The organism is Seonamhaeicola maritimus (assembly GCF_008056315.1).
Classification (GTDB): domain Bacteria; phylum Bacteroidota; class Bacteroidia; order Flavobacteriales; family Flavobacteriaceae; genus Seonamhaeicola; species Seonamhaeicola maritimus.
Genome location: NZ_VRKQ01000016.1, coordinates 86,866 through 113,468, shown reverse-complemented (window position 1 = coordinate 113,468; position 26,603 = coordinate 86,866). Strand labels below are relative to the sequence as shown.

The following is a 26,603-nucleotide window of genomic DNA, read 5'->3' as shown; positions in this document are numbered from 1 at the left end:
GATTCATTGTTGAATCGAGCCTTTTTATTTGAAGAAGTTAATGTTTTATTGCAAACTAATTTCTGCAACTTTATTTTCTAATGAAGCAATATCATTACCACCTTTAGGCTCTATAGTTATGTTTAAAGCTAAGGCATCTTCTGTATATGGTATAGCTCTTAGTTGTCTGTCTGCCTTATCTAATATTCCTAAATTAACCATTTTACCTTGTAATTCTGCCCATATTTGGTAGCATTGCTCTTCTGGTAATTCTGGTAAGGATACTATGTCAATCATAGAAGTTTTTTCCTTTGGATTTATATAAGCAACGGTTTTAAGGTCTTTAGCTCTATCATTACCATTAATGATGTATTTTGCTGTTTCAGGATTGTTAAGCTTCAATAACTGCCGCATAACATTGTCAAGCATTTTGTTGTTTTGCTCTATATCGCCTCTTAAATCAAAAATTTCATCAACTACAATCTGGTTTTCTTCAGAAAGTTGTTTGTTTTGATTGTAAAATAAATATGATGTACAAGCAAATAATATGGCAACAACACTTGCTGCAACAGTGTATTTATACCAAAGTTTTTGCGTTCTTTTTGTATTCATTTTGATTACTTGAGCATCGTCAAGTTCTTCTAAAATATTATTTAAAATATGTTTAGGAGCTTCAACAGCATTACTCTTTGCTACAATCTCAAGATTGTACTGTAATGTATTATACGTATTCTGTACTTCAGGAAATTTTGAAATATAAGTTTCAACCATTTCCGTTTCGGCAGAAGTAGTTTCACCTATTAGATATTTTTCTAAGAGGCCAGAATTTAAAAAAGTAGTTATTTTCTCATTCATGACTTTGTTAGTTAAGGATTGTAAATTTTTTTCAATTCGCGTAATCCAATTTTTAATCTCGATTTAATTGTACCTAGCGGAATATCTAATTCATCACTAGCTTCTTGTTGTGTCATGCCCTCAAAAAAGAGTGCATTAATCACTATTTGATATTTTTCCTCAAGCGTATTTAGATGTTTTTTTATATCTAAAACGTCTTGATTAATACTATCTGCTGTAAATTTATATACGACTGAAGTCTCAATTTGGACTTCTTTACCACTTTTGTTTTTTAGAGACCTTACTTTATCAATGGCAGTATTATATGCTATTCTATATAGCCAAGTAAATAATTTGGCCTTAGAAGCATCGTATTTTTTTGAATAACGCCAAATTTTTACAAAACTTTCTTGAAGAACATCTTGTGCAGTTTCGTTGTCTGAAATAACCTTTTTTATAACACCATACAGGGAATCTGCATAATTATCATATAATAAAGACATGGCTTTTTTATCACCTAACTCTAAAAGGCCAACTATTTCTTTTTCTATTGGTGTTATCAAGGTAAATTTGGTTTAAGCGCTATTTAAATTATTCCAAAGTTAGAAATTTCTATGACATTATATGATATTAACTTCAGCTTCAATAGAAACGTTGAATAATCTTTTTATTGTTTTTTGGATCAATTTAGAAAGTTTAACGATGTCTTCTCCGTTAGCGTTTCCGTAATTAACTAATACCAAAGCTTGTTTTTTATGTATACCATAATCACCAAACCGCTTACCTTTAAATCCGGCTTTTTCAATTAGCCAACCGGCAGGAACTTTTACTTCATCTTCTGAAACAGCATAACTTGGAATATCTTCAAAATTGTCTTGAAGTTGATTAAATAAATCTTTTGAAATTACAGGGTTTTTAAAGAAACTACCACTGTTTCCAATTTCTTTAGGGTTTGGTAATTTACTCTCACGAATAAATATTACTGCTTTTGATACATCTTGAATTGTAGGGGCTTTAACTCCCATTTTATTCAATTCAGAAGTAATAGCTCCGTAATTAATATTTAGTTTGTGACTTTGTTTTGTTAATTTAAAAGTAACGCTAGTTATAATATGCTTTCCTCTTTCAGTATTTTTAAATACTGAGTTTCTATAACCAAATTTGCAATCTTCTTTTGAAAACGTTTTAATGGATTTAGAATCTAAGGATAAAGCCTCACACGACTCAAAAACATCTTTTAACTCTACACCATAAGCACCAATATTTTGAATAGGTGCAGTACCTACATTTCCAGGGATTAAAGATAAATTCTCAATACCTCCAAAATCGTTTTTTAAGCACCAAAGTACAAATTCATGCCAGTTTTCACCTGCATTGACTTTTATTGTTACACCTTGGTTTTGGTCACCTTTAGAAATTATTTCAATTCCTTTTAAATTTATATGAATTACTAAACCATCAAAGTCTTTGGTTAATAACATATTACTGCCACCACCCAATAGAAGTTTGTTAGGGTGGTTTTCAAGCTTTAAAACATCTATTAAATCCTCAATATTTGAAACAGAAACAAAATATTTAGCATTTACATCAATGCCAAAAGTATTGTAAGGTTTTAAAGATATGTTTTGCTTTATATGCACTAGTCTTTATAAACTTTTAGGGCTTTTTTTATGATATTAACGGCTTTTACCAAGCTCCTTCTGTTAAGTACGTAGGCAATTCTTATTTGGTTTATACCTATTCCTGGAGTAGAATAGAAGCCGCTGGCCGGTGCCACCATAACAGTTTCATTATCAACATCAAAAGACTCTAAAAGCCATTGGGCAAAATGGTCTGCATTTTTTACTGGTAATTCAACAATGCAGTAAAAAGCTCCTTTTGGAGTAGCCACTTTAACCTTATCGATCTTGTTTAATTCTGATATTAGGGTATCTCTACGTTTAATGTATTTATTTTTTACATCTTCAAAATAACTTTGAGGCGTATTTAAGGCAGCTTCACTGGCTATTTGAGCGTAGGTTGGAGGACTTAAGCGCGCTTGAGCAAATTTTAAAACAGTATGCCTTACATTTTCATTTTTTGTAACCAAACACCCAACTCTGGCCCCGCACATGCTATATCGTTTAGAAACAGAATCTATCATAATAGTATGTTCATCTAAACCTTCTAATTCTAAAATGGAAAAGTGCGAATTACCATCATAAGTAAATTCACGGTAAACTTCATCAGAAATTAAAAACAAATCATGACGTTTAACAATATCTGCCAATTGTTTTACTTCTTTTTCAGAATATAAGCACCCAGTAGGATTTCCTGGATTACATATCATAATAGCCTTTGTTTTAGGCGTAATAAGTTTCTCGAATTCTTCTATAGCTGGTAAGGCAAAGTTATCTTCTATATTAGAAACTATTGGAACAACCTTTATACTAGCGGCAGTAGCAAAAGCAATATAGTTAGCGTAAAAAGGTTCGCAAATAATTACTTCGTCATCAACATCCATAATACTACCAAAAATGAAAGCAATAGCTTCACTAGCCCCTGTAGTAACAACAATGTCTTTTGGAGAAACGCTTATTTTATTGCGATCATAATATTTAGCTAATTTTTCCCTATAGGTTTCAGATCCTTCTGAACGAGAATAAGATAAAATTTCTACAGTATTTTCTTTTACCGCCTGTAATGCTACTTCTGGAGTTTTTATATCGGGTTGACCTATGTTTAGGTGATATATTTGTTTTCCGTCTTTTGCTGCTTTTTCTGCATATGGGACCAATTTCCTTATTGGAGATTCTGGCATTAATTGTCCCTTTTTAGATATAGTAGGCATCAGATTCTTGTTTAGTGTGCAAAGTTGAGAAAATTATCTTAAAGTTTTTTTAAAATACATAGTTAAATACTATAGCTTATAAAAAGATTTGTAAATTGATTATGTAAATGATACAAACCTTTAATGAAAAAGATTTTATACCTTTTTTTTCTATTTTTCTGTTTATCCAATTTGGCACCTTCTCAGAACAAATTTATTATTCAAAATAAAAAGGGATTAGACAAAATAAGTTTCAAACTTATTAATAATTTAATGATAATACCTGTTGAAGTTAATGGTGTTGAGTTGTCATTTATATTGGATACAGGGGTGAGCAAACCTATAATTTTTAATTTTTTGAATGTCTCAGATACTTTAAAGATAAAAAACACAGAAACCATTTATATAAGAGGTTTAGGGGCGGGAGAAGCTGTTGAAGCATTAAAGTCTAGAAACAATATTTTTAAAATAGGAGATGCCATTAAACTTAACCAAGATTTGTTTGCGGTTTATGGTTTAGATTTGAATTTTGGACCAAGGTTGGGAGCACCAATTCATGGTATTATTGGTTTAGACGTATTCAGAGATTTTGTTGTTAAAATTAATTATTCTTCTAGTTTTATTGAATTGATAGAACCTAAAATATTTAAATACAAAAAATGTAAGAATTGCGAGCGCTTAAATTTGGAGTTTTATAATGATAAACCATACGTAAATGCAGAAGTTAGCTTAAATGATAAAAAGATTCCAGTAAAGTTATTAATTGATTCTGGAGGAAGTGATAGTTTGTGGTTGTTCGAAGATGATTCTTTAGGCATAACCTCAGGAAATAAATTTTTTAGAGATTTTTTAGGACATGGATTAAGTGGAAGTGTTTACGGAAAAAGAGGAAAAGCAGAATCATTTTCATTAAAAAGCTTTCAACTTAATAAACCTAATGTGGCTTATCCTGACTCAACTTCAATCATTTTTGCAAAAAAGGTTAGAGGTAGAAATGGAAGTATGTCAGGCAATATTTTAAAGCGTTTTAATATTATTATGGATTATAGAAACAGCTTAATGACACTGAGGAAGAATAGGAATTTTAAACAGAAATTTAGTTATAATAAAAGTGGTATAGAGTTAGCTCATAATGGAGTTAGATTTGTTAAGGAATATGAAACTTTAAGACGAGGTTTTGATGATAACAATCAGAATGCTAATCAAAGGGGGGTTACATTTTTACTAGATAGAAGGTCTAAAATGGTTTTAAAGCCTGCATATGCAATTGTTGAGCTTAGAGAAGGTTCACCCGCTGAAAAAGCTGGTTTAATGAAGGGGGATGTGGTTTTGTCAATAAACGGAAAGTCTACGCACCAATTTTCTTTACAGCAAATTATGTTGATGTTTTATGATTATGCAGGAAGATATATTAAATTAAAAGTGGAGCGGGATGCACAAGTATTAACTTATAGTTTCAAATTGGAAAGTTTATTATAATAAAAAAGACTTAAATCATTGATTTAAGCCTTTAAATTTTATGTAGATGAAAGTTTATTGCTGTACTATACTTTTACTTTTCTTTTCCAAAAGACTTGCTTTACTAGAATCAACAACTAATCCTTTTATTTTTAAAGCAACAGTTGGTGTATCTGCGTTAGAAATTACAGTAATGGTTTTTCTAATAGGATTTACTCTATTAGTATCATATTTTACTTTAATCTCTCCAGTTTTACCTGGCATAATAGGATCTTTTGGTTTTGACGGAATAGTACATCCACATGATGATTTAACATTAGAAATTATAAGTGGAGCATCTCCAGTATTAGTAAATTCAAATACACGGACTCCATCAGAACCTTTCTCTATAGTACCATAATCTATGGTGTCTGTTTTAAACTCTATTTTCGCTTTTTTCTCTTGAGCATTTACAGAAAAACTGATTAACCCGATAAATAAAATTGTAATTAATTGTTTCATGGTATTATCTTTTTATTTATTGTTTTTTCTCTTAATTTTCAATCCGTATTATTATAATAGGGACTTTTTTATTAAAATCTAAGTCAAACATACTTACTTTTTGTACAACTGGCAAAAAAATTAGACGTAATGCATACTTGTTAACATATTCAACAAAGATAAAAGTATGAATTACATTCTTCTTTTAAAACAAAACCATTCCCTATATAGTTTTCACAGAAAAAGAAATATAAGTACTTTTGCACATCAAAAGTCAAAAACTATTCCAAAGTATGCAGATTCCATCTAAATATGATGCTAGTCAGGTTGAAAGTAAATGGTATGAGTATTGGATGAAACACAATTATTTTCATTCAGAACCAGATGAAAGAGAGCCTTATACCATAGTAATACCTCCACCAAATGTGACAGGTGTTTTACATATGGGCCACATGCTCAACAATACTATTCAGGATGTATTGATACGTCGTGCACGCTTACAGGGTAAAAATGCATGTTGGGTTCCTGGAACAGACCATGCATCTATTGCGACAGAAGCTAAGGTGGTTGCTAAATTGAAGGAGCAGGGAATTGATAAAAACGATTTAACTCGAGATGAGTTTTTGAAACATGCTTGGGAATGGACTCACGAGTATGGCGGGGTTATATTAGAACAGCTGAAAAAACTTGGGTGTTCTTGTGATTGGGAGCGTACCAAATTCACCATGGACGATGATATGAGCGAAGCAGTTATCAAAGTATTTGTTGATTTGTATAGCAAAGGTTTGATATATCGTGGATATAGAATGGTTAATTGGGATCCTGAGGCAAAAACTACCTTATCTGACGAGGAAGTAGAGTATGTTGATAAACAAGGTAAATTATATCACATCAATTATAAAATTGAAGATTCTAATGACGTATTAACAATTGCTACAACCCGTCCGGAGACTATTTTGGGAGATACTGCTATTTGTATTAATCCAAATGATGAGCGTCATATTAATTTAAGGGGTAGAAAGGTTATCGTACCTATTTGTAATCGTGTAATTCCTGTTATCGAGGATGCATACGTTGATGTGGAGTTTGGTACCGGTTGTTTAAAAGTAACACCGGCACATGATGAAAACGATAAGGTTTTAGGTGATAAACATAAGTTGGAAGTTATCGATATCTTCAATGAAGATGCAACACTTAATAGTTATGGATTACATTACCAAGGACAAGACCGCTTTCAGGTTAGGAAGGCTATTGTAAAGGAACTTGAGGAACTAGGGTTAATTGCCAAAATAGAAGATTATAACAATCGTGTTGGGATTTCTGAAAGAACCAAGGCTATCATAGAGCCGAGGTTATCTGACCAGTGGTTTCTTAAGATGGAAGATTTGGTAAAACCAGCTATTAAAGCGGTTTTAGGAAAAGATAATGATATTCAATTATTTCCAAAGAAGTTTGAAAACACCTATCGTCATTGGATGGAAAACATCCGCGATTGGAATATTTCACGTCAGTTACTCTGGGGGCAACAAATTCCGGCATATTACTATGGTGATGGAAAAGAAGATTTTGTAGTTGCTGAAACTATAGAAGACGCTTTAAAATTGGCTCAAGTAAAAATATCTAATCCAGAATTAAAGACTTCAGATTTAAAGCAAGAAACAGATGCTTTAGATACGTGGTTTTCATCTTGGTTATGGCCAATGAGTGTTTTTGATGGTATAAGAAACCCTGAAAATGACGATATAAAGTATTATTACCCAACAAATGATTTAGTTACCGGACCAGATATTCTATTCTTTTGGGTTGCTAGAATGATAATTGCAGGGTATGAATATAAAGGAGAGGAACCTTTTAAAAATGTTTACTTAACGGGGTTAGTACGTGATAAGCAACGGCGTAAAATGAGTAAATCATTAGGTAATTCACCTGATGCTTTAAAACTAATTGAAGATTATGGAGCAGGGGGAGTACGTGTAGGCCTACTTTTAAGTGCAGCAGCTGGAAACGACTTAATGTTTGATGAGGCGCTTTGTCAGCAAGGGAAGGCTTTCGGTAATAAAGTTTGGAATGCATTTAGATTGATTGATGGCTGGGAAGTAGCAGATATTGAACAACCAAATTACGCCAAAGTAAGTATTGATTGGTATTCTAATAAATTCCAACAAAGTTTAGCTCTTATAGAAGACCACTACAGTAAGTATCGTATTAGTGATGCATTAATGGAAACTTATAAGTTGATTTGGAACGACTTCTGTTCTTGGTTATTAGAAATGGTAAAACCTGCTTATCAAAAGCCAATAGATAGGGCTACCTATAATGCTGTCATTACTTTATTAGAGGACAATTTAAAGATATTACACCCGTTTATGCCTTTCTTAACTGAAGAGATTTGGCAGTATATTTCTGAAAGAACTGAAGAGGAAGCTTTGATAGTTTCTAAATGGCCGGAATCCAAACCAATTAATGAAAGTTTAATATCTGAGTTCGATTTTGCAGCTGAAGTAGTTTCTGGTATTAGAAACATTAGAAAAGAAAAAAACATAGCTTTTAAAGATGCTATTTCTTTTTCGGTGATTAATAATGAAAAAGCAGGTGCTACTTTTGATGAAGTTATTCAGAAGCTTGGAAATCTTGAAGTTATTGATTACGTAAATGAAGCTATTGATGGGGCTTTAACTTATAGAGTAAAATCTAATGAATACTTTATTCCAATGGCGGGCGCCATTGATGTGGAGGCAGAAATTAATAAATTAACTGAGGAGTTAAACTATACTGAGGGCTTTTTAAAATCTGTTCAAAAGAAACTCTCTAACGAGCGTTTTGTAAATAATGCACCAGAGCAAGTTGTAGCCAGTGAAAAGAAAAAGGAAGCCGATGCTTTGGCAAAAATTGAAATGCTTAAAACTAGCTTAGGAAGTTTGAAGTAGATACTTTTTTTAGTTATATCTTACTCCAGTTACAGACATTTCTAAAGTGTATACAGAATCCATGGCCGTAATAAATAGTATGTTTTGATTTGGTCCTCCAAAAGTAACATTGGCTGTCCATTTTTTAGGAACGGGAATATGCTCAATTTGAACGCCCTCGGAATTAAATACCGTTACACCTTTTCCTGTAAGGTACACATTGCCTAAGTTGTCTATTGTCATACCATCGGAACCTAAATTGCAAAACAATGTTTTTTTAGTTAAGCTTCCATCTTTTTTAATGCGGTATGAATAGGTTTTCTTATCTCCTATATCAGAAACATATAATGTTTTACCATCAGGAGACCCTATTAATCCATTTGGTTGTTTGAAATTTTCATCAACAATTCTTGGTGCCTTGGTGTTAGAGGCAAGAAAATAAATACATCTTGATGTTTGTTCTTGTTCATCGTGAGTCCACCAAGACCGTTTGTAAAATGGGTCTGTAAAATATATTCCTTTATCAGAGTTAAGCCATAAGTCATTGGGTCCATTTAACTTTTTATTTTTAAAACTATTAATTAATACAGTCGTCTTTTTTTTAGAATCGATAAGCCATAATTCGTTTTTTTCATCCGCTGCAGAAAGTAAATTTCCGCTATCATCAAAGTATAACCCGTTTGAACGACCTGCTGGTTTCATGTATTCTGAAACAGTATTGTTCAAATGCGTCCATTTCAAGATGTGGTTATTTGGTTGGTCTGTGAAATATACATTGCCACTTATATCCGAAGCAGGCCCTTCAGTAAATTCAAAACTATCATCAACTAAGGTAAGAGTAGCCCCAGCAGCAATAATTTTTTCATTCTCTACTTTATATGTTTTACAGGATAAGTTTAATATGAGTATTAGTAAAATAAAAATTGAACAAATGTCTGACAAATGTCTATTTAAGCTAATCATCATTTTACTTTTTTTAATGTACAAAACGAAGTTAATTGAAAATTTTGCAAAACCAAGCTATTTGTTTTTTTATGGCTTTTTTAAGAGAAATTTTGTTTTGACCTTAGAATGCCATCAGTTAGAATTATTATAAAAGGTGCAAAAATTTATTTCCTTATTATGATTTTAGTAATTTCGAAGTAAAATTATAAATGCATATTTTTTATTACTTCTACTAGGTTTTGTTTTCTAATCGATTTTTATATTTTAGAGTATGCAAGAAGATTTCTTACATTATATATGGAAATACAAAAAGTTTCAATCTTATGATTTAAAAACAACTTCAGGTGATGAATTAGTAATCAATAAAGTAGGAACACATAATCAGAATTCTGGACCAGACTTTATTAATGCACAGATAAAAATTGACGAACAATTATGGGCTGGTAACGTTGAGGTTCATATTAAATCATCAGATTGGTTTTTACATAATCATGAAACCGACAAGGCATATGATAATGTAATATTACATGTGGTTTGGGAAGATGATACAGAGGTTTTTAGAAAAGATAATTCTGTAATCCCAACTTTTGAGCTAAAGGAAAGAGTTAATGTTGAAATTTTAAATAACTACCAAAAATTATTTTCTAAACAAGGTAAATGGATAAACTGTGAGAATGATTTTGCAGAAGTTGATGACTTTATTTTAAATAATTGGTTGGAGCGTTTATACATCGATCGTTTAGAAAGAAAAGCTAAAGAAATTGAGCAATCACTAGAAGTGTCAAAAAATGATTGGGAAGCGGTGTTATTTAAAATGTTGGCAAAAAACTTTGGATTAAAGGTTAATGGTGAATCGTTTATAAGTGTTGCCAAATCGGTCGATTTTTCAATCATAAGAAAAACGCAATCCAATCAACAAACTATAGAAGCATTGTTATTTGGGCAAGCAGGTTTATTAATTGATAATATTGAAGAGAGTTACTATTTAAATTTGCAGAAAGATTATCATTTTCTAAAGCAAAAGTTCGGTTTAAAAAATGATTTTGTTTTACCAATAAAATTTTTCAGATTGCGGCCTCTAAATTTTCCAACCATTAGATTGTCTCAATTCTCAAACTTATACCATAAACATCAAAATTTGTTTTCGAAAATTATAGAAACCAATAGGCTTGATGATTTTTATGAACTATTTACGGTGTCTACCTCTGAGTTTTGGAAAAACCATTACACTTTTAAAAAGGAGTCAAAACCTACAGCAAAGGTATTAACAAAATCATTTATTGATTTGTTATTGATAAATACTATTTTGCCTATTAAGTTTTGCTATGCTAAACAAAAAGATGAAATTATTGATGAGGTAATAGTTGAAATTGCAAATGCTATTTCTTCAGAAAAGAATAGTGTTATTACAGCATTCAATAATTTAAAAAAAGTTTCAGAATCGGCTTTAAGATCTCAAGCTTTAATTCAACTTAAAACGGAATATTGTGATAAGAATAAGTGTTTACAGTGTGCCATTGGTAGTTCATTTTTAAACAAATAAACTTTTAAACTTCTAAACTAAAGATTAACTTGCAGCATGTACATATATAAACCATTATTATTCTTTCAAAAACATGGGTATTATGTTTGCCAACGTATTGCTGAAAGGTTGGGTATTAGAGCAAAGGTGGTTAGAACATCTTTCATGTATTTAACTTTTGTTACCGTTGGATTTGGTTTTGCTTTGTACCTGTTTTTGGCATTTTGGATACGCATAAAAGATTTAGTTTATACTAAACGTTCATCAGTTTTCGATTTATAATTATATGAATAACCCCTTAATTCAGCTTTTCAGGTCTAAAATATACACATCATTAACCTTATTGGTTCTTTTAATGCTTGTTGGCGTTATTGGCTTTGTGTCAATATCAGACTATTCATGGGTAGATGCTCTGTATATGACGGTTATTACTATGACCACTGTGGGTTTTGGAGAAGTTCAACCACTTGACGATGAAGCTAAAATATTTACTATATTTTTAATTTTAGCAAGTATAGTTATTGTAGGTTATGCAATTTCTATTATTACAGAATATATATTGAGTAAAAATGACATTGAAGAAATAAAACATAAGAAAATGCAAAAACGAATTGATGGTTTTAAAAACCACGTTATAATTTGTGGTTACGGAAGAAACGGAAAGCAAGCTACCAGAAAATTGATGGCTCATAATAAATCTTTTGTGGTCATTGAAAAAAACAAAGAGGTTGAGGAACGATTGCGTTTGGATGGCGTACCGTACGTAATAGGAAACGCTAATGAAGATGAAACTTTAATGCTTGCCGGTGTTGATAGAGCCACAAGCTTTATTTCTGCACTTCCTAATGATGCTGATAACCTTTTTGTTGTATTGTCAGCAAGACAGATAAATAAAAAGATAAATATAATAAGTAGAGCGTCACAAGAATCGTCATATAAGAAGTTAAAATTTGCTGGAGCAAATAATGTTATTTTGCCTGATATGATTGGTGGCGATCACATGGCATCTTTAGTGGTGGTTCCTGGGTTGATGGAATTCATTGATAATTTGTCAATTGTTGGAGAGTCGAATATTAATATAGAAGAAATTGCTGTAGAAAAACTATACAATTCTAAAAAGGCCAGAACTATAAGGGATTTAGACTTTAGAAAAAGAACTGGTTGTACCATTATAGGTTATAAAGATTCCAAAGGAGAATACACGGTAAATCCAGAAGCAGAAATGATTTTAGAAGCTAATTCTAGAATTATAGTATTGGGGCGCCCTGAGCAAATAGAAGAGTTAAATAATGCCTTTGATATTGAAATTGAAAATGGTTAATTATTATTTCCAATTTTAAATAGTCAATTATTTTTAGCATCTTGCCTGCTTTAATGATAATTTTTCAATAAAAACTAACTAATATTAAATTCTTATGAAGAAATTTCTTCTTTCAATAGTTTCTTTAATTTTTCCATTTTTAACATTTGCTCAAGAAACCACAGAGAAAGGTTTGGATCAACGCATAGATGAAGCGTTCCAACCTATTTCAGATTTCTTTAGTAATGTTATCTTTTTTGAAATTGCAGGCACGCCTTTTGTATTACTTCTATTAGTAGGTAGTGCAGCATTTTTTACAATTTATTTTGGGTTTCCAAATATCAGGTTTTTTGGTAAAGCTATTAATGTTGTAAGGGGAAAATATGATGAAATAGATCATGCGACAGTTGATCGGGCCTATGGTGACGTTACTCCTGGAGGGGATGCTATTGAAACTATAAGAGATGAAAGTAAAGAAGGAGAGGTTAGCCACTTTCAGGCCTTAGCAACAGCAGTTTCAGGAACCGTAGGTAATGGTAATATTGCTGGTGTTGCATTGGCTATAGCACTTGGAGGTCCTGGAGCAACTTTCTGGATGATTATTTGTGGCTTGCTAGGTATGTCAACAAAATTTGTTGAGTGTACTTTAGGAGTTCAGTATAGAGATGTTGATGCTGAAGGAACAGTTTATGGTGGACCAATGTATTATATTTCTAAAGGACTTAAAGATCGCGGTTTTGCAACTTTGGGTAAAATTGCCGCGGTTTTCTTCGCAATCTTTTGTATTGGAGGTTCTTTTGGTGGAGGTAATGCGGCGCAGTCTAATCAAGCTACCGTAGTTCTTAAAGAGTTAATGGGATGGGAAAGCACTAGTGCAGGAGCTATTATAGGGTTGGTAATGGCTATTTTAGTTGGTATAATTATTATCGGCGGAATTAAGCGTATTGCTGCTGTAACAGAAAAAGTTGTGCCTTTTATGGCGGTTCTATATGTAGTAGCTTGTTTATATATTATTTTCAGTAATTTTTCATTTGTTGATGATGCTTTTAGCTTAATCTTTACAGAAGCATTTAACCCTAGAGCTATTGGTGTGGGTGGAGTAATAGGAGTGTTGCTAGTTGGTTTTCAACGGGCAGCTTTCTCAAATGAGGCTGGTGCGGGTTCTGCTTCTATTGCGCACTCAGCGGTGAAAACAAAATATTCTGCTTCTGAAGGTTTAGTGGCTTTATTAGAGCCTTTTATAGATACTGTTGTTATTTGTACAATGACAGCTTTAGTCATTATTATTTTTAATTCTGGAGGTACCTTTGATTATGGTGGAATTGCTGGTATGATAGAGCAAGCTGATGGTACGTTTAATGCTGTAGTTGATGGAGTTACATATTTAGATGTTAAAGGAAAAGTGCTTATTGATGGTGAATTGAGGGAAGGAGCTGGAATTACTGCTTCGGCGTTTGCTGAGTATATACCTTATTCTGGAGTGTTCTTAACTGTGGCGGTTGTTTTGTTTGCCGTATCTACAATGATTTCTTGGTCTTACTACGGATTACAATCTTGGAAGTTTTTATTTGGGAGAGGTAAAACTGCAGATTTAGTATATAAATTACTTTTCCTATTATTTATCATAATTGGTGCTGCAGCAAGTATGAACTCAATTTGGGCTTTCTCAGATGCTATGATTTTTGCAATGGTTTTCCCTAATATGATAGGCTTGTATTTCTTGTTCCCAGTTGTTAAAAAACAACTTAGAAGATATTTAGATGCAATAAAAGAAGCGAAAGCATAAAAATTAAATATTTATAAATATGAAATCCCATTTCACGTTTGCTAAAGGACAACGAAATGGGATTTTTTTATTGATTCTTCTCATAATAGTTTTTCAGTGCGTTTATTTTTTTATTGATTTTTATGCCAGAGAAGTTGTTGTAAATCAAGAAGAACTCACCAAGTTTAAAAATGAAATAGATTCACTTAGGCTGGTTGAAATAGCATCTAGAAAACCAAAAGTTTTTCCTTTTAATCCAAATTATATTACGGATTATAAAGGCGCCACTTTAGGAATGAGTAATGAAGAAATTGATAGATTATTAGCTTTCAGAAGGCAGGGTAAATGGATTAATTCGATAAAGCAGTTTCAAGAAGTTACCAATGTCTCAGATTCACTTTTAGATATTATATCTCCTAATTTTAAATTCCCAGAATGGGTAACAAAACCTTCTCCTAAATTAAACTCAAGTTATTCCTATAATAATAAGCCAAAGGCGTTCAATCAAAAACAAGATTTGAACAAAGTAACAGCACAACAGCTCCAGAAAATTAGTGGAGTTGGCAAAGTACTTTCAGATAGAATCATAAAGTTTAGGAATAAGTTTTCTGGTGGTTTTATAGCAGATGTACAATTGCACGATGTTTATGGTTTAACCCCCGAAGTTATTGATCGTTTAACTAATGAGTTTACAGTAAAAACTCCTAGGCTAATTCAAAAAATAAAAATTAATTCTGCTACTATCGAAGAACTTGTTACTATCCAGCATGTAGATTATGATATTGCACATAATATTGTTGAAGAAAGGTTGCTCAGAGAAGGTTTTAAATCATTAGATGAATTAACAAAAGTTAAAGACTTTCCTGTAAATAAAATCGAGATAATTAAATTATATTTGTCCCTTGATTAAAAAATATTCCTATGAATAGTATGTACTTCACAGAAGAACATAATCTTTTTAGAGAAAGCCTGAAAAATTTTCTTAAAAAGGAAGTTGTCCCTCATATTAATAAGTGGGAAGAAACCGGAACAATTGATCAATCTATTTGGAAGAAATTTGCTGAAATGGGTTTTTTTGGTATCCATTACCCAGTTGAGTATGGCGGATTAAATTTAGATTTATTTTATACGGTAATTCTTCAAGAAGAACTTCAAAAGATAAATTCAGGTGGTTTTGCAGCTGCAGTTTGGGCACATGTTTATTTAGCAATGACTCATTTAAATGCTGAAGGAAATGAAGATATTAAGCAACGGTATTTAGCACCAAGTATTTCAGGTGAAAAATTAGGATGTTTATGTATTTCGGAGCCTTCTGGTGGAAGTGATGTAGCTGGATTAAGAACAACCGCTATTAAAGACGGAGACCACTATATTGTTAACGGATCAAAGACGTTTATTACCAACGGTGTTTACAGCGATTATTTAGTTGTAGCTGCTAAAACAAATCCAGAACTTGGTAACAAAGGTATTAGTATCATGGTTATTGATAGAGATTCTGAAGGTATTTCTGCAACAAAGTTAGATAAGTTAGGATGGAGAGCATCTGATACAGCTGAAATAGCATTTGATAATGTGAAAGTTCCAGTATATAATTTATTGGGCGAAGAAAACAAAGGTTTTTCATATATTTTGCAGCATTTTTCTATAGAGCGGTTGGTTATGGGTATAAATGCACATGCAAGAGCAGAATATGCCTTAGATTATACACTAAACTATATGTCAGAACGTACTGCCTTTGGCAAGGAGTTAGATAAATTCCAAGCTTTAAGACATAGATTTGTGGATAAGTACGCTGATATGGAAATTTGTAAAGCTTATAACTATTCAGTTGCAGCTAGATTGAATAAAGGAGAGTATGTTGTAAAGGAGGCTTCAATTTCTAAATTGAAATCTACCAAAATGGCAGATGAAGTTATTTATGAATGCTTGCAATTTTTAGGAGGTTATGGATACATGGAGGACTACCCTTTAGCTAGGTTATTACGTGACAGTAGACTTGGGCCAATTGGTGGTGGTACTTCAGAGATTCTTAAAGAAATATTATCAAAAATGATAATAGATAAAAAGGACTACAAGCGCACAGTATAAATTTTTTATAAAAAATTGCAAATTTTAAATTAGTTCATATCTTTGCACTCCAAAATTTTAAAAGAAGGGAGGTTAAGACACTATGTTGATTACACCAATTAAAGAAGGAGAAAATATAGATAGAGCGCTAAAGCGTTACAAAAGAAAGTTTGATAAGACTGGTAGAAAAAGTGCATTGCAAACTCGAAAGCAGTTCACAAAACCTTCAGTAGCACGTAGAGCTCAAATTCAAAAAGCACAATACGTTCAGAAACTAAGAGATGCAGAAGATGTTTAGTCTATGTAGTAAAGTTTAAATCCCGCATTTTTAGCGGGATTTTTTTTGCCCAAAAATCAAATAAAAGGTTGTACATTTAAAATTAGTTTAGACTTCTAATAGCCAAAAATCTAATTATCAAAGTATGTCTTTCAAGTCATTTACAGATTATTTATTGTTAGAGAAAAAGTATTCTCAATTAACAGTAAATGCTTATCAAAAAGATATAGAAAGTTTTTCAGTATTTGTTAAGTCAGAATATCAAACTATTGCCATAAATAAAGTAAACTATTCACAAATAAGAAGTTGGATAGTTTTAATGGTTGAAGATGGTTTGTCAAATAGAAGTATTAACAGGAAAATTTCTGCCTTGAATACCTATTATAAATTTCTATCGAAAATAGGAGATATTGAAAACAATCCATTGTCAAATCATAAAGCACTAAAGACAAATAGAAAAGTTCAGGTTCCTTTTTCGGAAACCGAAATAATTAATGTTTTAGATAAAATTATTGATGAAGATGATTTTGAAAGCATTCGTAATAAATTAATAATTGAATTATTTTATTCAACAGGAATACGAAGAATAGAATTAGTAAACCTAAAACTGTCTAGTGTAGATATAGAAAATAGTACTTTAAAAGTCCTTGGGAAAAGAAATAAAGAGCGCTTAGTCCCGTTATTAAGTTCTGTGCAAGAAACAATGCGTAAATATTTAATTATAAGAAAAAGAATAGAACGTATTATGGATGTAAACAGTTTGTTTTTGACGAAAAAAGGTTCAAAAATTTACGAAACACTTGTTTACAGAATAATAAATAACTATTTTAGTAAGGCATCTTCTAAAGTCAAAAGAAGTCCTCATATACTAAGACATTCTTTTGCGACTCATTTGCTAAATCAAGGTGCCGATATTAATGCTGTTAAAGAGCTTCTAGGACATTCAAGTTTGGCTGCCACACAAATTTATACTCACAATAGTATAGCCGAATTAAAAAAAGTGCATATTAAGTCACATCCAAGAAGCAAAAAATAACAGTAAGAAATTATTGTCTAACCAAAAAAAGAAAAGTATGAAAGTAAACACGCAATCAGTAAACTTTAATGCAGATCAAAAACTATTAGATTTCATTCAAAAGAGAATGGATAAGCTAGATATGTTTTATGACAAAGTGATTAAATCAGATGTTTATTTGAAATTGGAGAACACTAGTGATAAGGAGAATAAAATATTTGAGGCGAGAGTTAGTGTTCCGGGAGATAGTTTTGTGGTGAAAAAACAATGTAAATCTTTTGAAGAGGGGGCAGATATGGCAGTGTCTTCATTAGAAAGACAATTAAAAAAGCGAAAACAAAAATTAAGAACACATTTATAGATAAAATTTTTCAAAAAATGTTTTGAATAAAAAAAATAATCAATACATTTGCAGTCCGTTAGAAATAGCGGGCTTTTTTTATGCATAAAAATGTGTGAAAAACGCCGATGTAGCTCAGCTGGCTAGAGCAGCTGATTTGTAATCAGCAGGTCGTGGGTTCGAGTCCCTCCATCGGCTCAAAAAAAAGAAGTAAAAGTTCTTTAAAATATTGAAAATTTAATTGGGAAGATACTCAAGCGGCCAACGAGGACAGACTGTAAATCTGTTGGTTTTCACCTTCGCAGGTTCGAATCCTGCTCTTCCCACTAAATAATTAAAAAGGCAAGTTAATACTTGTAAAATTGCGGGAGTAGCTCAGTTGGTAGAGCGTCAGCCTTCCAAGCTGAATGTCGCCAGTTCGAACCTGGTCTCCCGCTCTAAATTCCTGCGAAGGCAGGAATCTCATTTGAATTAATGAGGATGTAAACACTTTACGCCGGCGTAGCTCAGGGGTAGAGCGTTTCCTTGGTAAGGAAGAGGCCACGGGTTCAAATCCCGTCGTTGGCTCAAAATTAAATTGAATTAGAATACACTAATATTATTATATAACTAAGATTAAATTATTTTAACATGGCAAAAGGAACTTTTGATCGTTCAAAACCACATTTAAATATAGGTACTATTGGACACGTTGATCACGGTAAAACAACTTTAACAGCTGCTATTACAAAAGTATTGGCTGACGCAGGTTTATCTGAGGCTAAAGATTTCGATCAAATCGATAACGCACCAGAAGAAAAAGAAAGAGGTATTACAATTAATACATCTCACGTTGAGTATCAAACGCAAAACCGTCACTATGCACACGTTGACTGTCCAGGTCACGCCGATTATGTAAAGAACATGGTTACTGGTGCTGCTCAAATGGATGGTGCTATTTTAGTGGTTGCTGCTACAGATGGTCCTATGCCACAAACTCGTGAGCACATCTTATTAGGTCGTCAGGTAGGTATTCCTCGTATCGTTGTTTTCTTAAACAAAGTTGATATGGTTGACGATGAAGAGCTTTTAGAGCTTGTTGATATGGAAGTTAGAGACTTATTAAATTTCTATGAGTATGATGGAGATAACGGTCCTGTGATTTCTGGTTCTGCTTTAGGTGCACTTAACGGTGAGCAAAAGTGGGTTGATACAGTAATGGAATTAATGGAAGCTGTTGATAGCTGGATTGAAGAGCCATTAAGAGAGGTTGATAAAGATTTCTTAATGCCAATTGAAGATGTATTCTCTATTACTGGTCGTGGTACTGTAGCAACTGGTAGAATTGAAACTGGTATTGCTAACACTGGTGATCCTGTTGAGATTATTGGTATGGGTGCTGAGAAATTAACTTCTACTATAACGGGTATCGAAATGTTCCGTCAAATATTAGATAGAGGTGAAGCTGGAGATAACGCAGGTATCTTATTAAGAGGTATTGAGAAAACTCAAATCTCAAGAGGTATGGTTATCACTAAACCTGGTTCTGTAACTCCACACGCTAAGTTTAAAGCTGAGGTTTATATCTTGAAAAAAGAAGAAGGTGGACGTCACACTCCATTCCATAATAACTACCGTCCACAATTTTACGTTCGTACAACTGACGTAACTGGTAATATTGCTTTACCTGATGGAGTAGAAATGGTTATGCCTGGTGATAACTTAACTATTACAGTTGAGTTAATCCAACCAATAGCAATGAATATTGGTTTACGTTTTGCTATCCGTGAAGGTGGTAGAACTGTAGGTGCTGGTCAGGTTACTGAGATTTTAGACTAAGCATAAGCAATAGTTATAAAATAAAATAGTCAAGGTATTACGCTTTTAAGCGTAATGCCTTTTGACTTATATTTACGGGTTTAGCTCAGTTGGTAGAGCACTGGTCTCCAAAACCAGGTGTCGGGAGTTCGAGTCTCTCAACCCGTGCAAATAAAAAACATAAATGGCAGGATTTGTAAATTATATAAAAGAATCATTTGGTGAACTTAAAAACAATGTAAGTTGGCCTACTTGGGCTGAAGCTCAAAATTTAACTGTGCTTGTTGCTGTGTTTTCAATTATTTTCTCTTTGGCTATCTGGGGAGTAGATACAGTGTTTGCTAAAGTTATTGGTTTTTACTTTGACTTCATTAATAATTAATAAAAAGTTATGTCTGAAGTAAGCGAAAAAAAGTGGTATGTTGTTAGGGCTGTTAGTGGTCAAGAAAACAAAATCAAAACCTATATAGAGAATGAGATTGCTCGATTGGGGTTACAAGATTATGTTGACCAAGTATTGGTCCCTACAGAAAAAGTGATTCAGATTAGAAATGGAAAGAAGATAAGCAAAGAAAAAGTTTATTTTCCTGGATATATAATGGTTCAAGCCAATTTAACGGGTGAGGTTCCACACATCATTAGGTCAGTTACAAACGTAATTGGGTTTTTAGGTGAAACTAAAGGAGGTGATCCTGTGCCTTTAAGACAATCTGAAGTGAACAGAATGTTAGGTAAGGTTGATGAATTGTCTGTTGAAGAAAATGCAAATGTTGCAATTCCGTTTACTAAAGGTGAAACGGTTAAAGTCATTGATGGACCATTCAATGGATTTGATGGAACTATTGAGAAAATAAATGAAGAAAAGCGTAAGCTTGAAGTAATGGTTAAGATTTTCGGAAGAAAAACACCATTAGAGTTAAGTTATATGCAAGTTGAAAAAGTATAATAATTGTTACACTATATAGATACATTCTTTAGCTTCCACTAATAAGAATGGTATCAAATTAAATTATTTAAAATGGCAAAAGAGTTAGGTAAAGTAGTTAAGCTACAAGTAAGGGGAGGTGCTGCGAATCCATCGCCACCGGTTGGACCCGCTCTAGGTGCTGCTGGAGTTAATATCATGGAGTTCTGTAAGCAATTTAATGCTAGAACCCAAGATAAAGCTGGTAAAGTATTACCAGTTGTTATTTCGGTTTATAAAGACAAGTCTTTTGACTTTGTAATTAAAACCCCTCCAGCTGCAGTACAATTATTAGAAGCGGCCAAGGTGAAGAAGGGTTCAGGAGAACCAAACAGAAAAAAAGTAGCTAAAGTTTCTTGGGATCAGGTTAAAACTATTGCAGAAGACAAAATGGTAGATTTAAATGCGTTTACTATAGAGTCTGCTATGAAAATGGTTGCTGGTACGGCAAGAAGTATGGGAATCACTGTAACAGGGCAATTCCCTAATTAATCTTTAAAACATTAAAAATGGCAAGATTAACAAAAAAGCAAAAAGAAGCTGTAGCGAAAATTGAAAAGGGAAGACTTTATTCATTAGATGAAGCTTCAGCATTAATTAAAGAAATTACCAATACTAAATTTGATGCTTCTGTTGATTTAGCAGTACGTTTAGGAGTAGATCCTAGAAAAGCAAATCAAATGGTAAGAGGGGTGGTATCACTTCCTCATGGTACGGGTAAAGATGTGAAAGTATTAGCATTAGTAACGCCAGATAAAGAAGCCGAAGCTAAAGAAGCAGGTGCTGATTATGTTGGTTTACAGGAATACCTTGATAAAATCAAAGGTGGATGGACTGACGTTGACGTTATTATTACTATGCCAAGTGTTATGGGTAAATTAGGTCCTTTAGGACGTGTGTTAGGTCCTCGTGGTTTAATGCCTAATCCAAAAACTGGTACAGTTACTATGGATGTAGCAAAAGCAGTAAGTGAAGTAAAAGCTGGTAAAATCGACTTTAAAGTTGATAAAACTGGTATTGTTCACGCTTCTATTGGTAAAGCATCATTTAGCGCTGATAAAATTGCGGGTAACGCAAATGAATTATTACAAACATTAATGAAACTTAAGCCAACAGCGGCAAAAGGAACTTATATGAAGAGTGTTTTTATGTCTTCTACTATGAGTCCTAGTGTGGCAGTTGATCCTAAAGTTGGTTAATTTAATTAGTTAAAACTTTTATTATGACAAGAGAAGAAAAATCATTGGTAATTGAGGAGTTAACTAGCGAATTAGCTAACAACACAAATATCTATTTAACAGATATTTCTGGGTTAAACGCAGGGTCAACCTCAAATTTACGTCGTGCTGCATTTAAAGCAAACGTAAAAATGGCTGTAGTTAAAAATACATTACTAGAAAAAGCAATGGAAGCTTCAGACAAAGATTTTGGAGACCTTCCTACTGTTTTAAAAGGAAATACATCAGTGATGTATTCTGAAACTGGTAATGCACCAGCTAAGTTAATTAAAACCTTCCGTAAAAAATCAGAGAAACCTTTATTAAAGGGAGCTTTTATTGAGGAAGCAGTTTATATTGGCGATGAGCAATTAGACATTTTAGTAGATATCAAGTCGAAAGAAGAGTTGATAGGTGAAATTATTACAATTTTACAGTCGCCTGCTAAAAACGTTATTTCAGCACTTCAATCAAGTGGTGGAAAACTTGCTGGTATTATTAAAACACTATCTGAAAAAGAAGGATAGTATTAAACAGTACGCACTTATTACAATTATATTATTATTAAAAATTTATTAAAACGATAGAAAAATGGCAGATTTAAAAGATTTCGCAGAACAATTAGTTAACTTAACAGTAAAAGATGTTAATGAGTTAGCTACTATATTAAAAGATGAGTATGGTATTGAGCCTGCTGCTGCTGCTGTAGCTGTAGCTGCTGGTCCTGCTGCAGGTGGTGGAGACGCTGCTGAAGAGCAAACTGAATTTGATGTAATCTTAAAAGCACCAGGTGGATCTAAATTAGCAGTTGTTAAATTAGTGAAAGAATTAACTGGTTTAGGATTAAAAGAAGCTAAAGGTTTAGTTGATGATGCACCAAGTGCAATCAAAGAAGGTGTTTCTAAAGATGAAGCTGAAGGCTTAAAATCTTCTTTAGAAGAAGCTGGAGCAGAGGTTGAGCTTAAGTAAGCTTAGCTACTAAACAACATTAAGGTTTAGGTCTGGAGTAAGATTCTCCAAGACCTAAACCATTTTGCGTATATAAAGAGTACGTATATTATCACTATTATTTTTTAATCAAAATTCCGTCCATTGATGTTATCAACACAAGCTGAAAGATTAAATTTCTCGTCTATTGTAAATAGAACAGAATACCCAGACTTCTTGGATATTCAAATAAAATCCTTCCAGGATTTTTTCCAATTAGAAACAAAGTCGGACGAAAGAGGTGATGAAGGGTTATATAACACTTTCATGGAAAACTTTCCAATCACTGACTCTCGTAATCAATTTGTTTTAGAATTTTTAGATTACTTCGTAGACCCCCCAAGATATGCTATTGATGAGTGTATTGAAAGAGGTCTCACCTACAGTGTTCCACTTAAAGCAAGGTTAAAGTTATACTGTACAGACCCTGAACATGAGGATTTCGAGACCATTGTTCAAGATGTGTATTTAGGAACTATTCCTTACATGACACCTTCAGGTACATTTTGTATTAACGGTGCAGAACGTGTAGTAGTATCTCAGTTACACCGTTCACCTGGTGTATTCTTTGGGCAGTCTTTCCATGCCAATGGAACCAAGTTATATTCAGCTAGGGTAATTCCTTTTAAAGGTTCTTGGATTGAATTTGCTACAGACATCAATCAGGTAATGTATGCTTACATTGATAGAAAGAAAAAATTACCTGTAACTACGCTATTCAGAGCTATAGGCTTTGAGCGTGATAAAGATATTTTAGAGATTTTTGATTTAGCTGAAGAAGTTAAAGTATCAAAATCTGGATTAAAGAAGTACTTAGGAAGAAAATTAGCAGCTCGTGTACTTAATACATGGCATGAGGATTTTGTTGATGAAGATACTGGTGAGGTTGTATCTATTGAGCGTAATGAAATTGTGCTTGATCGTGATACGGTTTTAGAAAAAGAAAACATTGAAGATATTCTTGGTTCAGAAGTAAAAACTATTCTTTTACATAAAGAAACTTCTGAACAAGGTGATTATGCTATAATCCATAATACACTTCAAAAAGATCCAACAAACTCTGAGAAAGAGGCTGTTGAACATATCTATAGACAATTACGTAATGCTGAGCCGCCAGATGAGGAAACAGCGCGTGGTATTATAGATAAATTATTCTTCTCAGATCAACGTTACTCTTTAGGAGAGGTTGGTCGTTACAGAATGAACAAGAAATTACAGTTAGATATTGGAATGGATAAGCAGGTGCTTACCAAAGAAGATATCATAACTATTATTAAATATTTAATTGAGCTTATCAACTCTAAAGCAGAGATTGATGATATTGATCACTTATCTAACCGTCGTGTACGTACAGTTGGTGAACAATTATCTTCTCAATTTGGTGTTGGTTTAGCTCGTATGGCACGTACTATTCGTGAGCGTATGAACGTTCGTGATAACGAAGTTTTTACACCAATTGATTTAATTAATGCGAAGACATTGTCGTCGGTTATTAATTCATTTTTTGGTACAAACCAGTTGTCTCAGTTTATGGATCAAACCAATCCATTAGCGGAGATTACTCATAAACGTCGTTTATCAGCTTTAGGACCTGGAGGTTTATCAAGAGAAAGAGCTGGTTTTGAGGTTCGTGATGTTCACTATACTCACTACGGAAGACTTTGTCCTATTGAAACTCCTGAGGGGCCAAATATTGGACTAATTTCTTCACTTTCGGTTTATGCGAAAGTGAACTCAATGGGATTCATTGAAACGCCTTACCGTCCGGTAGAAAATGGTGTTGTTGATATTAAAGGTGAGCCAATTTATTTAAGTGCAGAAGAAGAAGAGGAGAAGTTAATTGCGCAGGCTACTGTTCAGGTTGATGATAGTGGTAAGATATTACATGATAAGGTAATTGCTAGAATGGAAGGTGACTTCCCTGTAATTGAGCCTTCATCTGTAAACTATACAGATGTTGCACCAAATCAGATTTCATCTATTTCGGCTTCGTTAATTCCATTCTTAGAGCATGATGATGCGAATAGAGCCTTGATGGGGTCAAACATGATGCGTCAAGCAGTACCATTATTAAGAGTTGATGCTCCTATAGTAGGTACAGGTCTTGAACGTCAGGTAGCTTCAGATTCTCGTGTATTGGTTAATGCCGAAGGATCTGGTGAAGTTCTTTATGTTGATGCAAATGAAATTAGAATTAAATACGATAGAACTGAAGATGAAGCTAAAGTAAGTTTTGATTCTGATATTAAATCGTACCAATTAGTAAAATTTAGAAAGACTAACCAAGGAACTTCTATCAACCTTAAACCTATTGTTGTTAAAGGTGATAAAGTAACTAAAGGGCAAGTTTTATGTGAAGGATACGCAACTCAAAAAGGTGAGTTGGCACTTGGTAGAAATATGAAGGTTGCCTTCATGCCTTGGAAAGGCTATAACTTTGAGGATGCAATAGTAATTTCTGAAAAAGTTGTTCGTGAAGATATCTTTACTTCAATTCATATAGATGAGTATTCTTTAGAAGTTAGAGATACTAAGTTAGGTAATGAAGAATTGACAAATGATATTCCTAATGTTTCTGAAGAAGCTACAAAAGATCTTGATGAGCATGGAATGATTCGCGTTGGTGCTGAAGTGAAGCCTGGTGATATTTTAATTGGTAAGATTACCCCTAAAGGTGAATCTGACCCTACTCCTGAAGAAAAATTATTACGTGCTATCTTTGGTGATAAAGCTGGTGATGTAAAAGATGCTTCTTTAAAAGCGTCGCCTTCATTAAACGGAGTTGTAATTGAAAAGAAATTATTTGCAAGGGCCGTTAAAGACAAACGTAAGAGAGCTCAAGATAAAGATGATATCTTAGCATTAGAAGCTCAATACGATAGAAAGTTTGATGATTTAAAAGATGTTTTAATCGAAAAACTTTTCACTATTGTTAATGGTAAAACAGCCCAAGGTATTTTTAATGATTTAGGAGAGGAAGTTTTACCAAAAGGGAAAAAATTCACTCTTAAAATGTTAAATGCTGTTGATGATTATGCACATTTAGTGTCTGGAAAATGGACTACTGATGATCATACAAACCATTTAGTAGCAGACTTAATTCACAACTATAAAATTAAAGAAAACGATTTACAAGGTTCTTTAAGACGTGAGAAGTTTACAATTTCTGTAGGTGATGAGTTACCAGCGGGAATTATCAAACTAGCTAAAGTTTATATTGCTAAGAAACGTAAACTTAAAGTTGGTGATAAGATGGCGGGTCGTCACGGTAACAAAGGTATTGTTGCTCGTATCGTTCGTCAAGAAGATATGCCATTCTTAGAAGATGGAACACCTGTTGATATTGTATTGAATCCACTTGGTGTACCTTCTCGTATGAACATTGGTCAAATATATGAAACTGTACTTGGTTGGGCAGGTCAGAATTTAGGCAGAACTTATGCTACACCAATTTTTGATGGTGCTACTATAGACGAGATTAATGCATTGACTGATGAAGCTGGAATTCCAAGATACGGACATACCTATTTATATGACGGTGGAACTGGTGAACGTTTTGATCAAGCGGCTACAGTAGGCGTGATTTACATGCTGAAACTAGGTCACATGGTTGATGATAAAATGCACGCACGTTCTATTGGACCTTACTCATTAATTACTCAACAACCTTTAGGTGGTAAAGCACAATTTGGTGGTCAGCGTTTTGGTGAGATGGAAGTTTGGGCACTTGAAGCTTATGGAGCATCAAGTACTTTACGTGAGATTTTAACTGTTAAATCTGATGACGTTATTGGTAGAGCTAAGACTTACGAAAGTATAGTTAAAGGTGAACCAATGCCAGATCCAGGATTACCTGAATCATTCAATGTATTAATGCATGAATTAAAAGGTTTAGGACTAGACATTAGATTAGAAGAGTAGTAAATTAAAAAATCATTTCA

At 33.1% G+C, this 26,603-nt stretch carries 25 protein-coding genes and 5 tRNA genes; 24 read left to right on the top strand and 6 right to left on the bottom strand.

The features are described 5' to 3' along the window. Positions 1-45: 45 nt before the first annotated feature. The 4 genes from FUA22_RS14535 to FUA22_RS14520 are packed head-to-tail and all read right to left on the bottom strand — an operon-like array spanning position 46 to position 3,643. Positions 46-834, bottom strand: coding sequence for an anti-sigma factor (locus FUA22_RS14535; RefSeq protein ID WP_147769319.1), 789 nt, complete (start codon positions 832-834; stop codon positions 46-48). Between the two features lie 11 nt (positions 835-845). Beyond that, positions 846-1,376, bottom strand: a complete 531-nt coding sequence (locus FUA22_RS14530) for an RNA polymerase sigma factor (protein ID WP_147769318.1) — start codon at positions 1,374-1,376, stop codon at positions 846-848. A 57-nt stretch (positions 1,377-1,433) separates the two neighbouring features. Beyond that, entirely contained in the window at positions 1,434-2,453 is a 1,020-nt protein-coding gene (murB, locus tag FUA22_RS14525) for a UDP-N-acetylmuramate dehydrogenase (RefSeq protein ID WP_147769317.1), read from the bottom strand. Then, positions 2,453-3,643 carry a pyridoxal phosphate-dependent aminotransferase gene (locus tag FUA22_RS14520; RefSeq protein WP_147769316.1) on the bottom strand — a complete coding sequence of 397 codons (1,191 nt, stop codon included), beginning with the start codon at positions 3,641-3,643 and terminating at the stop codon, positions 2,453-2,455. The genes murB and FUA22_RS14520 overlap by 1 nt, the downstream gene beginning before the upstream one ends. 252 nt (positions 3,644-3,895) lie before the next feature. On the opposite strand from FUA22_RS14520, the gene FUA22_RS14515 reads away from it, so the two are divergent. After that, the gene (locus FUA22_RS14515) at positions 3,896-5,101 is read left to right on the top strand and encodes an aspartyl protease family protein (protein WP_241664837.1); all 1,206 of its coding nucleotides are present in this window, start codon (positions 3,896-3,898) and stop codon (positions 5,099-5,101) included. 54 nt (positions 5,102-5,155) lie between these two features. Here FUA22_RS14515 and FUA22_RS14510 read toward each other — a convergent pair whose 3' ends face one another. Continuing rightward, on the bottom strand, positions 5,156-5,581 hold the full coding sequence (locus FUA22_RS14510; protein WP_147769314.1) for a DUF1573 domain-containing protein: 426 nt from the start codon (positions 5,579-5,581) through the stop codon (positions 5,156-5,158). A 272-nt stretch (positions 5,582-5,853) separates the two neighbouring features. On the opposite strand from FUA22_RS14510, the gene FUA22_RS14505 reads away from it, so the two are divergent. After that, positions 5,854-8,487, top strand: a complete 2,634-nt coding sequence (locus FUA22_RS14505; protein WP_147769313.1) for a valine--tRNA ligase — start codon at positions 5,854-5,856, stop codon at positions 8,485-8,487. Positions 8,488-8,496: 9 nt separating this feature from the next. Here the strand turns inward: FUA22_RS14505 and FUA22_RS14500 are convergent, their stop codons facing one another. Continuing rightward, a complete protein-coding gene (locus FUA22_RS14500; protein WP_241664836.1) occupies positions 8,497-9,432 on the bottom strand; it encodes an SMP-30/gluconolactonase/LRE family protein in 936 nt (311 codons plus the stop codon). Positions 9,433-9,682: 250 nt separating this feature from the next. Between FUA22_RS14500 and FUA22_RS14495 the strand changes: the two genes are divergently transcribed. The 22 genes from FUA22_RS14495 (at position 9,683) to rpoB (ending at position 26,583) form a co-directional block, all read left to right on the top strand. After that, positions 9,683-10,954, top strand: a complete 1,272-nt coding sequence (locus FUA22_RS14495) for a DUF2851 family protein (RefSeq protein ID WP_147769312.1) — start codon at positions 9,683-9,685, stop codon at positions 10,952-10,954. A gap of 36 nt (positions 10,955-10,990) precedes the next feature. Further along, positions 10,991-11,215 (top strand): PspC domain-containing protein, encoded by a 225-nt coding sequence (locus tag FUA22_RS14490; RefSeq protein WP_147769311.1) that lies wholly within the window; start codon positions 10,991-10,993, stop codon positions 11,213-11,215. Positions 11,216-11,219: 4 nt separating this feature from the next. Continuing rightward, positions 11,220-12,254, top strand: coding sequence for a potassium channel family protein (locus FUA22_RS14485; protein ID WP_147769310.1), 1,035 nt, complete (start codon positions 11,220-11,222; stop codon positions 12,252-12,254). A 94-nt stretch (positions 12,255-12,348) separates the two neighbouring features. Then, positions 12,349-14,019 carry an alanine/glycine:cation symporter family protein gene (locus FUA22_RS14480; RefSeq protein WP_147769309.1) on the top strand — a complete coding sequence of 557 codons (1,671 nt, stop codon included), beginning with the start codon at positions 12,349-12,351 and terminating at the stop codon, positions 14,017-14,019. Between the two features lie 19 nt (positions 14,020-14,038). Then, a complete protein-coding gene (locus tag FUA22_RS14475; RefSeq protein WP_147769308.1) occupies positions 14,039-14,908 on the top strand; it encodes a ComEA family DNA-binding protein in 870 nt (289 codons plus the stop codon). A gap of 11 nt (positions 14,909-14,919) precedes the next feature. After that, entirely contained in the window at positions 14,920-16,086 is a 1,167-nt protein-coding gene (locus FUA22_RS14470) for an acyl-CoA dehydrogenase family protein (RefSeq protein ID WP_147769307.1), read from the top strand. Between the two features lie 82 nt (positions 16,087-16,168). Continuing rightward, a complete protein-coding gene (gene rpsU / locus FUA22_RS14465) occupies positions 16,169-16,363 on the top strand; it encodes a 30S ribosomal protein S21 (protein ID WP_147769306.1) in 195 nt (64 codons plus the stop codon). Between the two features lie 124 nt (positions 16,364-16,487). Further along, entirely contained in the window at positions 16,488-17,378 is an 891-nt protein-coding gene (locus tag FUA22_RS14460) for a tyrosine-type recombinase/integrase (RefSeq protein WP_147769305.1), read from the top strand. A gap of 37 nt (positions 17,379-17,415) precedes the next feature. Beyond that, entirely contained in the window at positions 17,416-17,718 is a 303-nt protein-coding gene (hpf, locus tag FUA22_RS14455) for a ribosome hibernation-promoting factor, HPF/YfiA family (RefSeq protein WP_147769304.1), read from the top strand. Positions 17,719-17,821: 103 nt separating this feature from the next. After that, a tRNA-Thr gene (locus FUA22_RS14450) sits at positions 17,822-17,895 on the top strand. A gap of 45 nt (positions 17,896-17,940) precedes the next feature. Beyond that, a tRNA-Tyr gene (locus FUA22_RS14445) sits at positions 17,941-18,023 on the top strand. 38 nt (positions 18,024-18,061) lie between these two features. Next, a tRNA-Gly gene (locus FUA22_RS14440) sits at positions 18,062-18,134 on the top strand. Between the two features lie 58 nt (positions 18,135-18,192). Beyond that, positions 18,193-18,264, top strand: a tRNA-Thr gene (locus tag FUA22_RS14435). A gap of 63 nt (positions 18,265-18,327) precedes the next feature. Continuing rightward, positions 18,328-19,515: an elongation factor Tu gene (tuf, locus tag FUA22_RS14430; RefSeq protein WP_147769303.1), complete on the top strand. Its 1,188-nt coding sequence runs from the start codon at positions 18,328-18,330 to the stop codon at positions 19,513-19,515. A 74-nt stretch (positions 19,516-19,589) separates the two neighbouring features. Next, positions 19,590-19,662: transfer RNA gene (locus FUA22_RS14425), tRNA-Trp, on the top strand. 16 nt (positions 19,663-19,678) lie between these two features. Further along, positions 19,679-19,876, top strand: a complete 198-nt coding sequence (gene secE, locus FUA22_RS14420) for a preprotein translocase subunit SecE (RefSeq protein WP_147769302.1) — start codon at positions 19,679-19,681, stop codon at positions 19,874-19,876. A gap of 9 nt (positions 19,877-19,885) precedes the next feature. After that, positions 19,886-20,440, top strand: coding sequence for a transcription termination/antitermination protein NusG (gene nusG / locus FUA22_RS14415; RefSeq protein WP_147769301.1), 555 nt, complete (start codon positions 19,886-19,888; stop codon positions 20,438-20,440). Positions 20,441-20,512: 72 nt separating this feature from the next. Then, a complete protein-coding gene (gene rplK / locus FUA22_RS14410) occupies positions 20,513-20,950 on the top strand; it encodes a 50S ribosomal protein L11 (protein WP_147769300.1) in 438 nt (145 codons plus the stop codon). Positions 20,951-20,967: 17 nt separating this feature from the next. Beyond that, entirely contained in the window at positions 20,968-21,657 is a 690-nt protein-coding gene (gene rplA, locus FUA22_RS14405; protein WP_147769299.1) for a 50S ribosomal protein L1, read from the top strand. 23 nt (positions 21,658-21,680) lie between these two features. Next, complete coding sequence (gene rplJ, locus FUA22_RS14400; RefSeq protein ID WP_147769298.1) at positions 21,681-22,202, top strand: 50S ribosomal protein L10; 522 nt, start codon at positions 21,681-21,683, stop codon at positions 22,200-22,202. 64 nt (positions 22,203-22,266) lie between these two features. Next, on the top strand, positions 22,267-22,644 hold the full coding sequence (rplL, locus tag FUA22_RS14395) for a 50S ribosomal protein L7/L12 (RefSeq protein ID WP_147769297.1): 378 nt from the start codon (positions 22,267-22,269) through the stop codon (positions 22,642-22,644). A 126-nt stretch (positions 22,645-22,770) separates the two neighbouring features. Further along, positions 22,771-26,583, top strand: coding sequence for a DNA-directed RNA polymerase subunit beta (rpoB, locus tag FUA22_RS14390; RefSeq protein WP_147769296.1), 3,813 nt, complete (start codon positions 22,771-22,773; stop codon positions 26,581-26,583). Positions 26,584-26,603: the final 20 nt, after the last annotated feature.

Excerpts from the sequence above, each read along its gene's own strand:
- rplL (WP_147769297.1), top strand. The coding sequence starts at position 22,267 with ATGGCAGATTTAAAAGATTTCGCAGAACAATTAGTTAACTTAACAGTA.
- FUA22_RS14515 (WP_241664837.1), top strand. The coding sequence starts at position 3,896 with ATGATAATACCTGTTGAAGTTAATGGTGTTGAGTTGTCATTTATATTG.
- nusG (WP_147769301.1), top strand. The coding sequence starts at position 19,886 with ATGTCTGAAGTAAGCGAAAAAAAGTGGTATGTTGTTAGGGCTGTTAGT.
- secE (WP_147769302.1), top strand. The coding sequence starts at position 19,679 with ATGGCAGGATTTGTAAATTATATAAAAGAATCATTTGGTGAACTTAAA.
- FUA22_RS14460 (WP_147769305.1), top strand. The coding sequence starts at position 16,488 with ATGTCTTTCAAGTCATTTACAGATTATTTATTGTTAGAGAAAAAGTAT.
- rplK (WP_147769300.1), top strand. The coding sequence starts at position 20,513 with ATGGCAAAAGAGTTAGGTAAAGTAGTTAAGCTACAAGTAAGGGGAGGT.
- rpoB (WP_147769296.1), top strand. The coding sequence starts at position 22,771 with ATGTTATCAACACAAGCTGAAAGATTAAATTTCTCGTCTATTGTAAAT.
- FUA22_RS14475 (WP_147769308.1), top strand. The coding sequence starts at position 14,039 with ATGAAATCCCATTTCACGTTTGCTAAAGGACAACGAAATGGGATTTTT.
- tuf (WP_147769303.1), top strand. The coding sequence starts at position 18,328 with ATGGCAAAAGGAACTTTTGATCGTTCAAAACCACATTTAAATATAGGT.
- hpf (WP_147769304.1), top strand. The coding sequence starts at position 17,416 with ATGAAAGTAAACACGCAATCAGTAAACTTTAATGCAGATCAAAAACTA.
- rpsU (WP_147769306.1), top strand. The coding sequence starts at position 16,169 with ATGTTGATTACACCAATTAAAGAAGGAGAAAATATAGATAGAGCGCTA.
- rplA (WP_147769299.1), top strand. The coding sequence starts at position 20,968 with ATGGCAAGATTAACAAAAAAGCAAAAAGAAGCTGTAGCGAAAATTGAA.
- rplJ (WP_147769298.1), top strand. The coding sequence starts at position 21,681 with ATGACAAGAGAAGAAAAATCATTGGTAATTGAGGAGTTAACTAGCGAA.
- FUA22_RS14535 (WP_147769319.1), bottom strand. The coding sequence starts at position 834 with ATGAATGAGAAAATAACTACTTTTTTAAATTCTGGCCTCTTAGAAAAA.
- FUA22_RS14485 (WP_147769310.1), top strand. The coding sequence starts at position 11,220 with ATGAATAACCCCTTAATTCAGCTTTTCAGGTCTAAAATATACACATCA.
- FUA22_RS14505 (WP_147769313.1), top strand. The coding sequence starts at position 5,854 with ATGCAGATTCCATCTAAATATGATGCTAGTCAGGTTGAAAGTAAATGG.
- FUA22_RS14500 (WP_241664836.1), bottom strand. The coding sequence starts at position 9,432 with ATGATGATTAGCTTAAATAGACATTTGTCAGACATTTGTTCAATTTTT.
- FUA22_RS14495 (WP_147769312.1), top strand. The coding sequence starts at position 9,683 with ATGCAAGAAGATTTCTTACATTATATATGGAAATACAAAAAGTTTCAA.
- FUA22_RS14520 (WP_147769316.1), bottom strand. The coding sequence starts at position 3,643 with ATGCCTACTATATCTAAAAAGGGACAATTAATGCCAGAATCTCCAATA.
- FUA22_RS14480 (WP_147769309.1), top strand. The coding sequence starts at position 12,349 with ATGAAGAAATTTCTTCTTTCAATAGTTTCTTTAATTTTTCCATTTTTA.
- FUA22_RS14490 (WP_147769311.1), top strand. The coding sequence starts at position 10,991 with ATGTACATATATAAACCATTATTATTCTTTCAAAAACATGGGTATTAT.
- FUA22_RS14470 (WP_147769307.1), top strand. The coding sequence starts at position 14,920 with ATGAATAGTATGTACTTCACAGAAGAACATAATCTTTTTAGAGAAAGC.
- FUA22_RS14510 (WP_147769314.1), bottom strand. The coding sequence starts at position 5,581 with ATGAAACAATTAATTACAATTTTATTTATCGGGTTAATCAGTTTTTCT.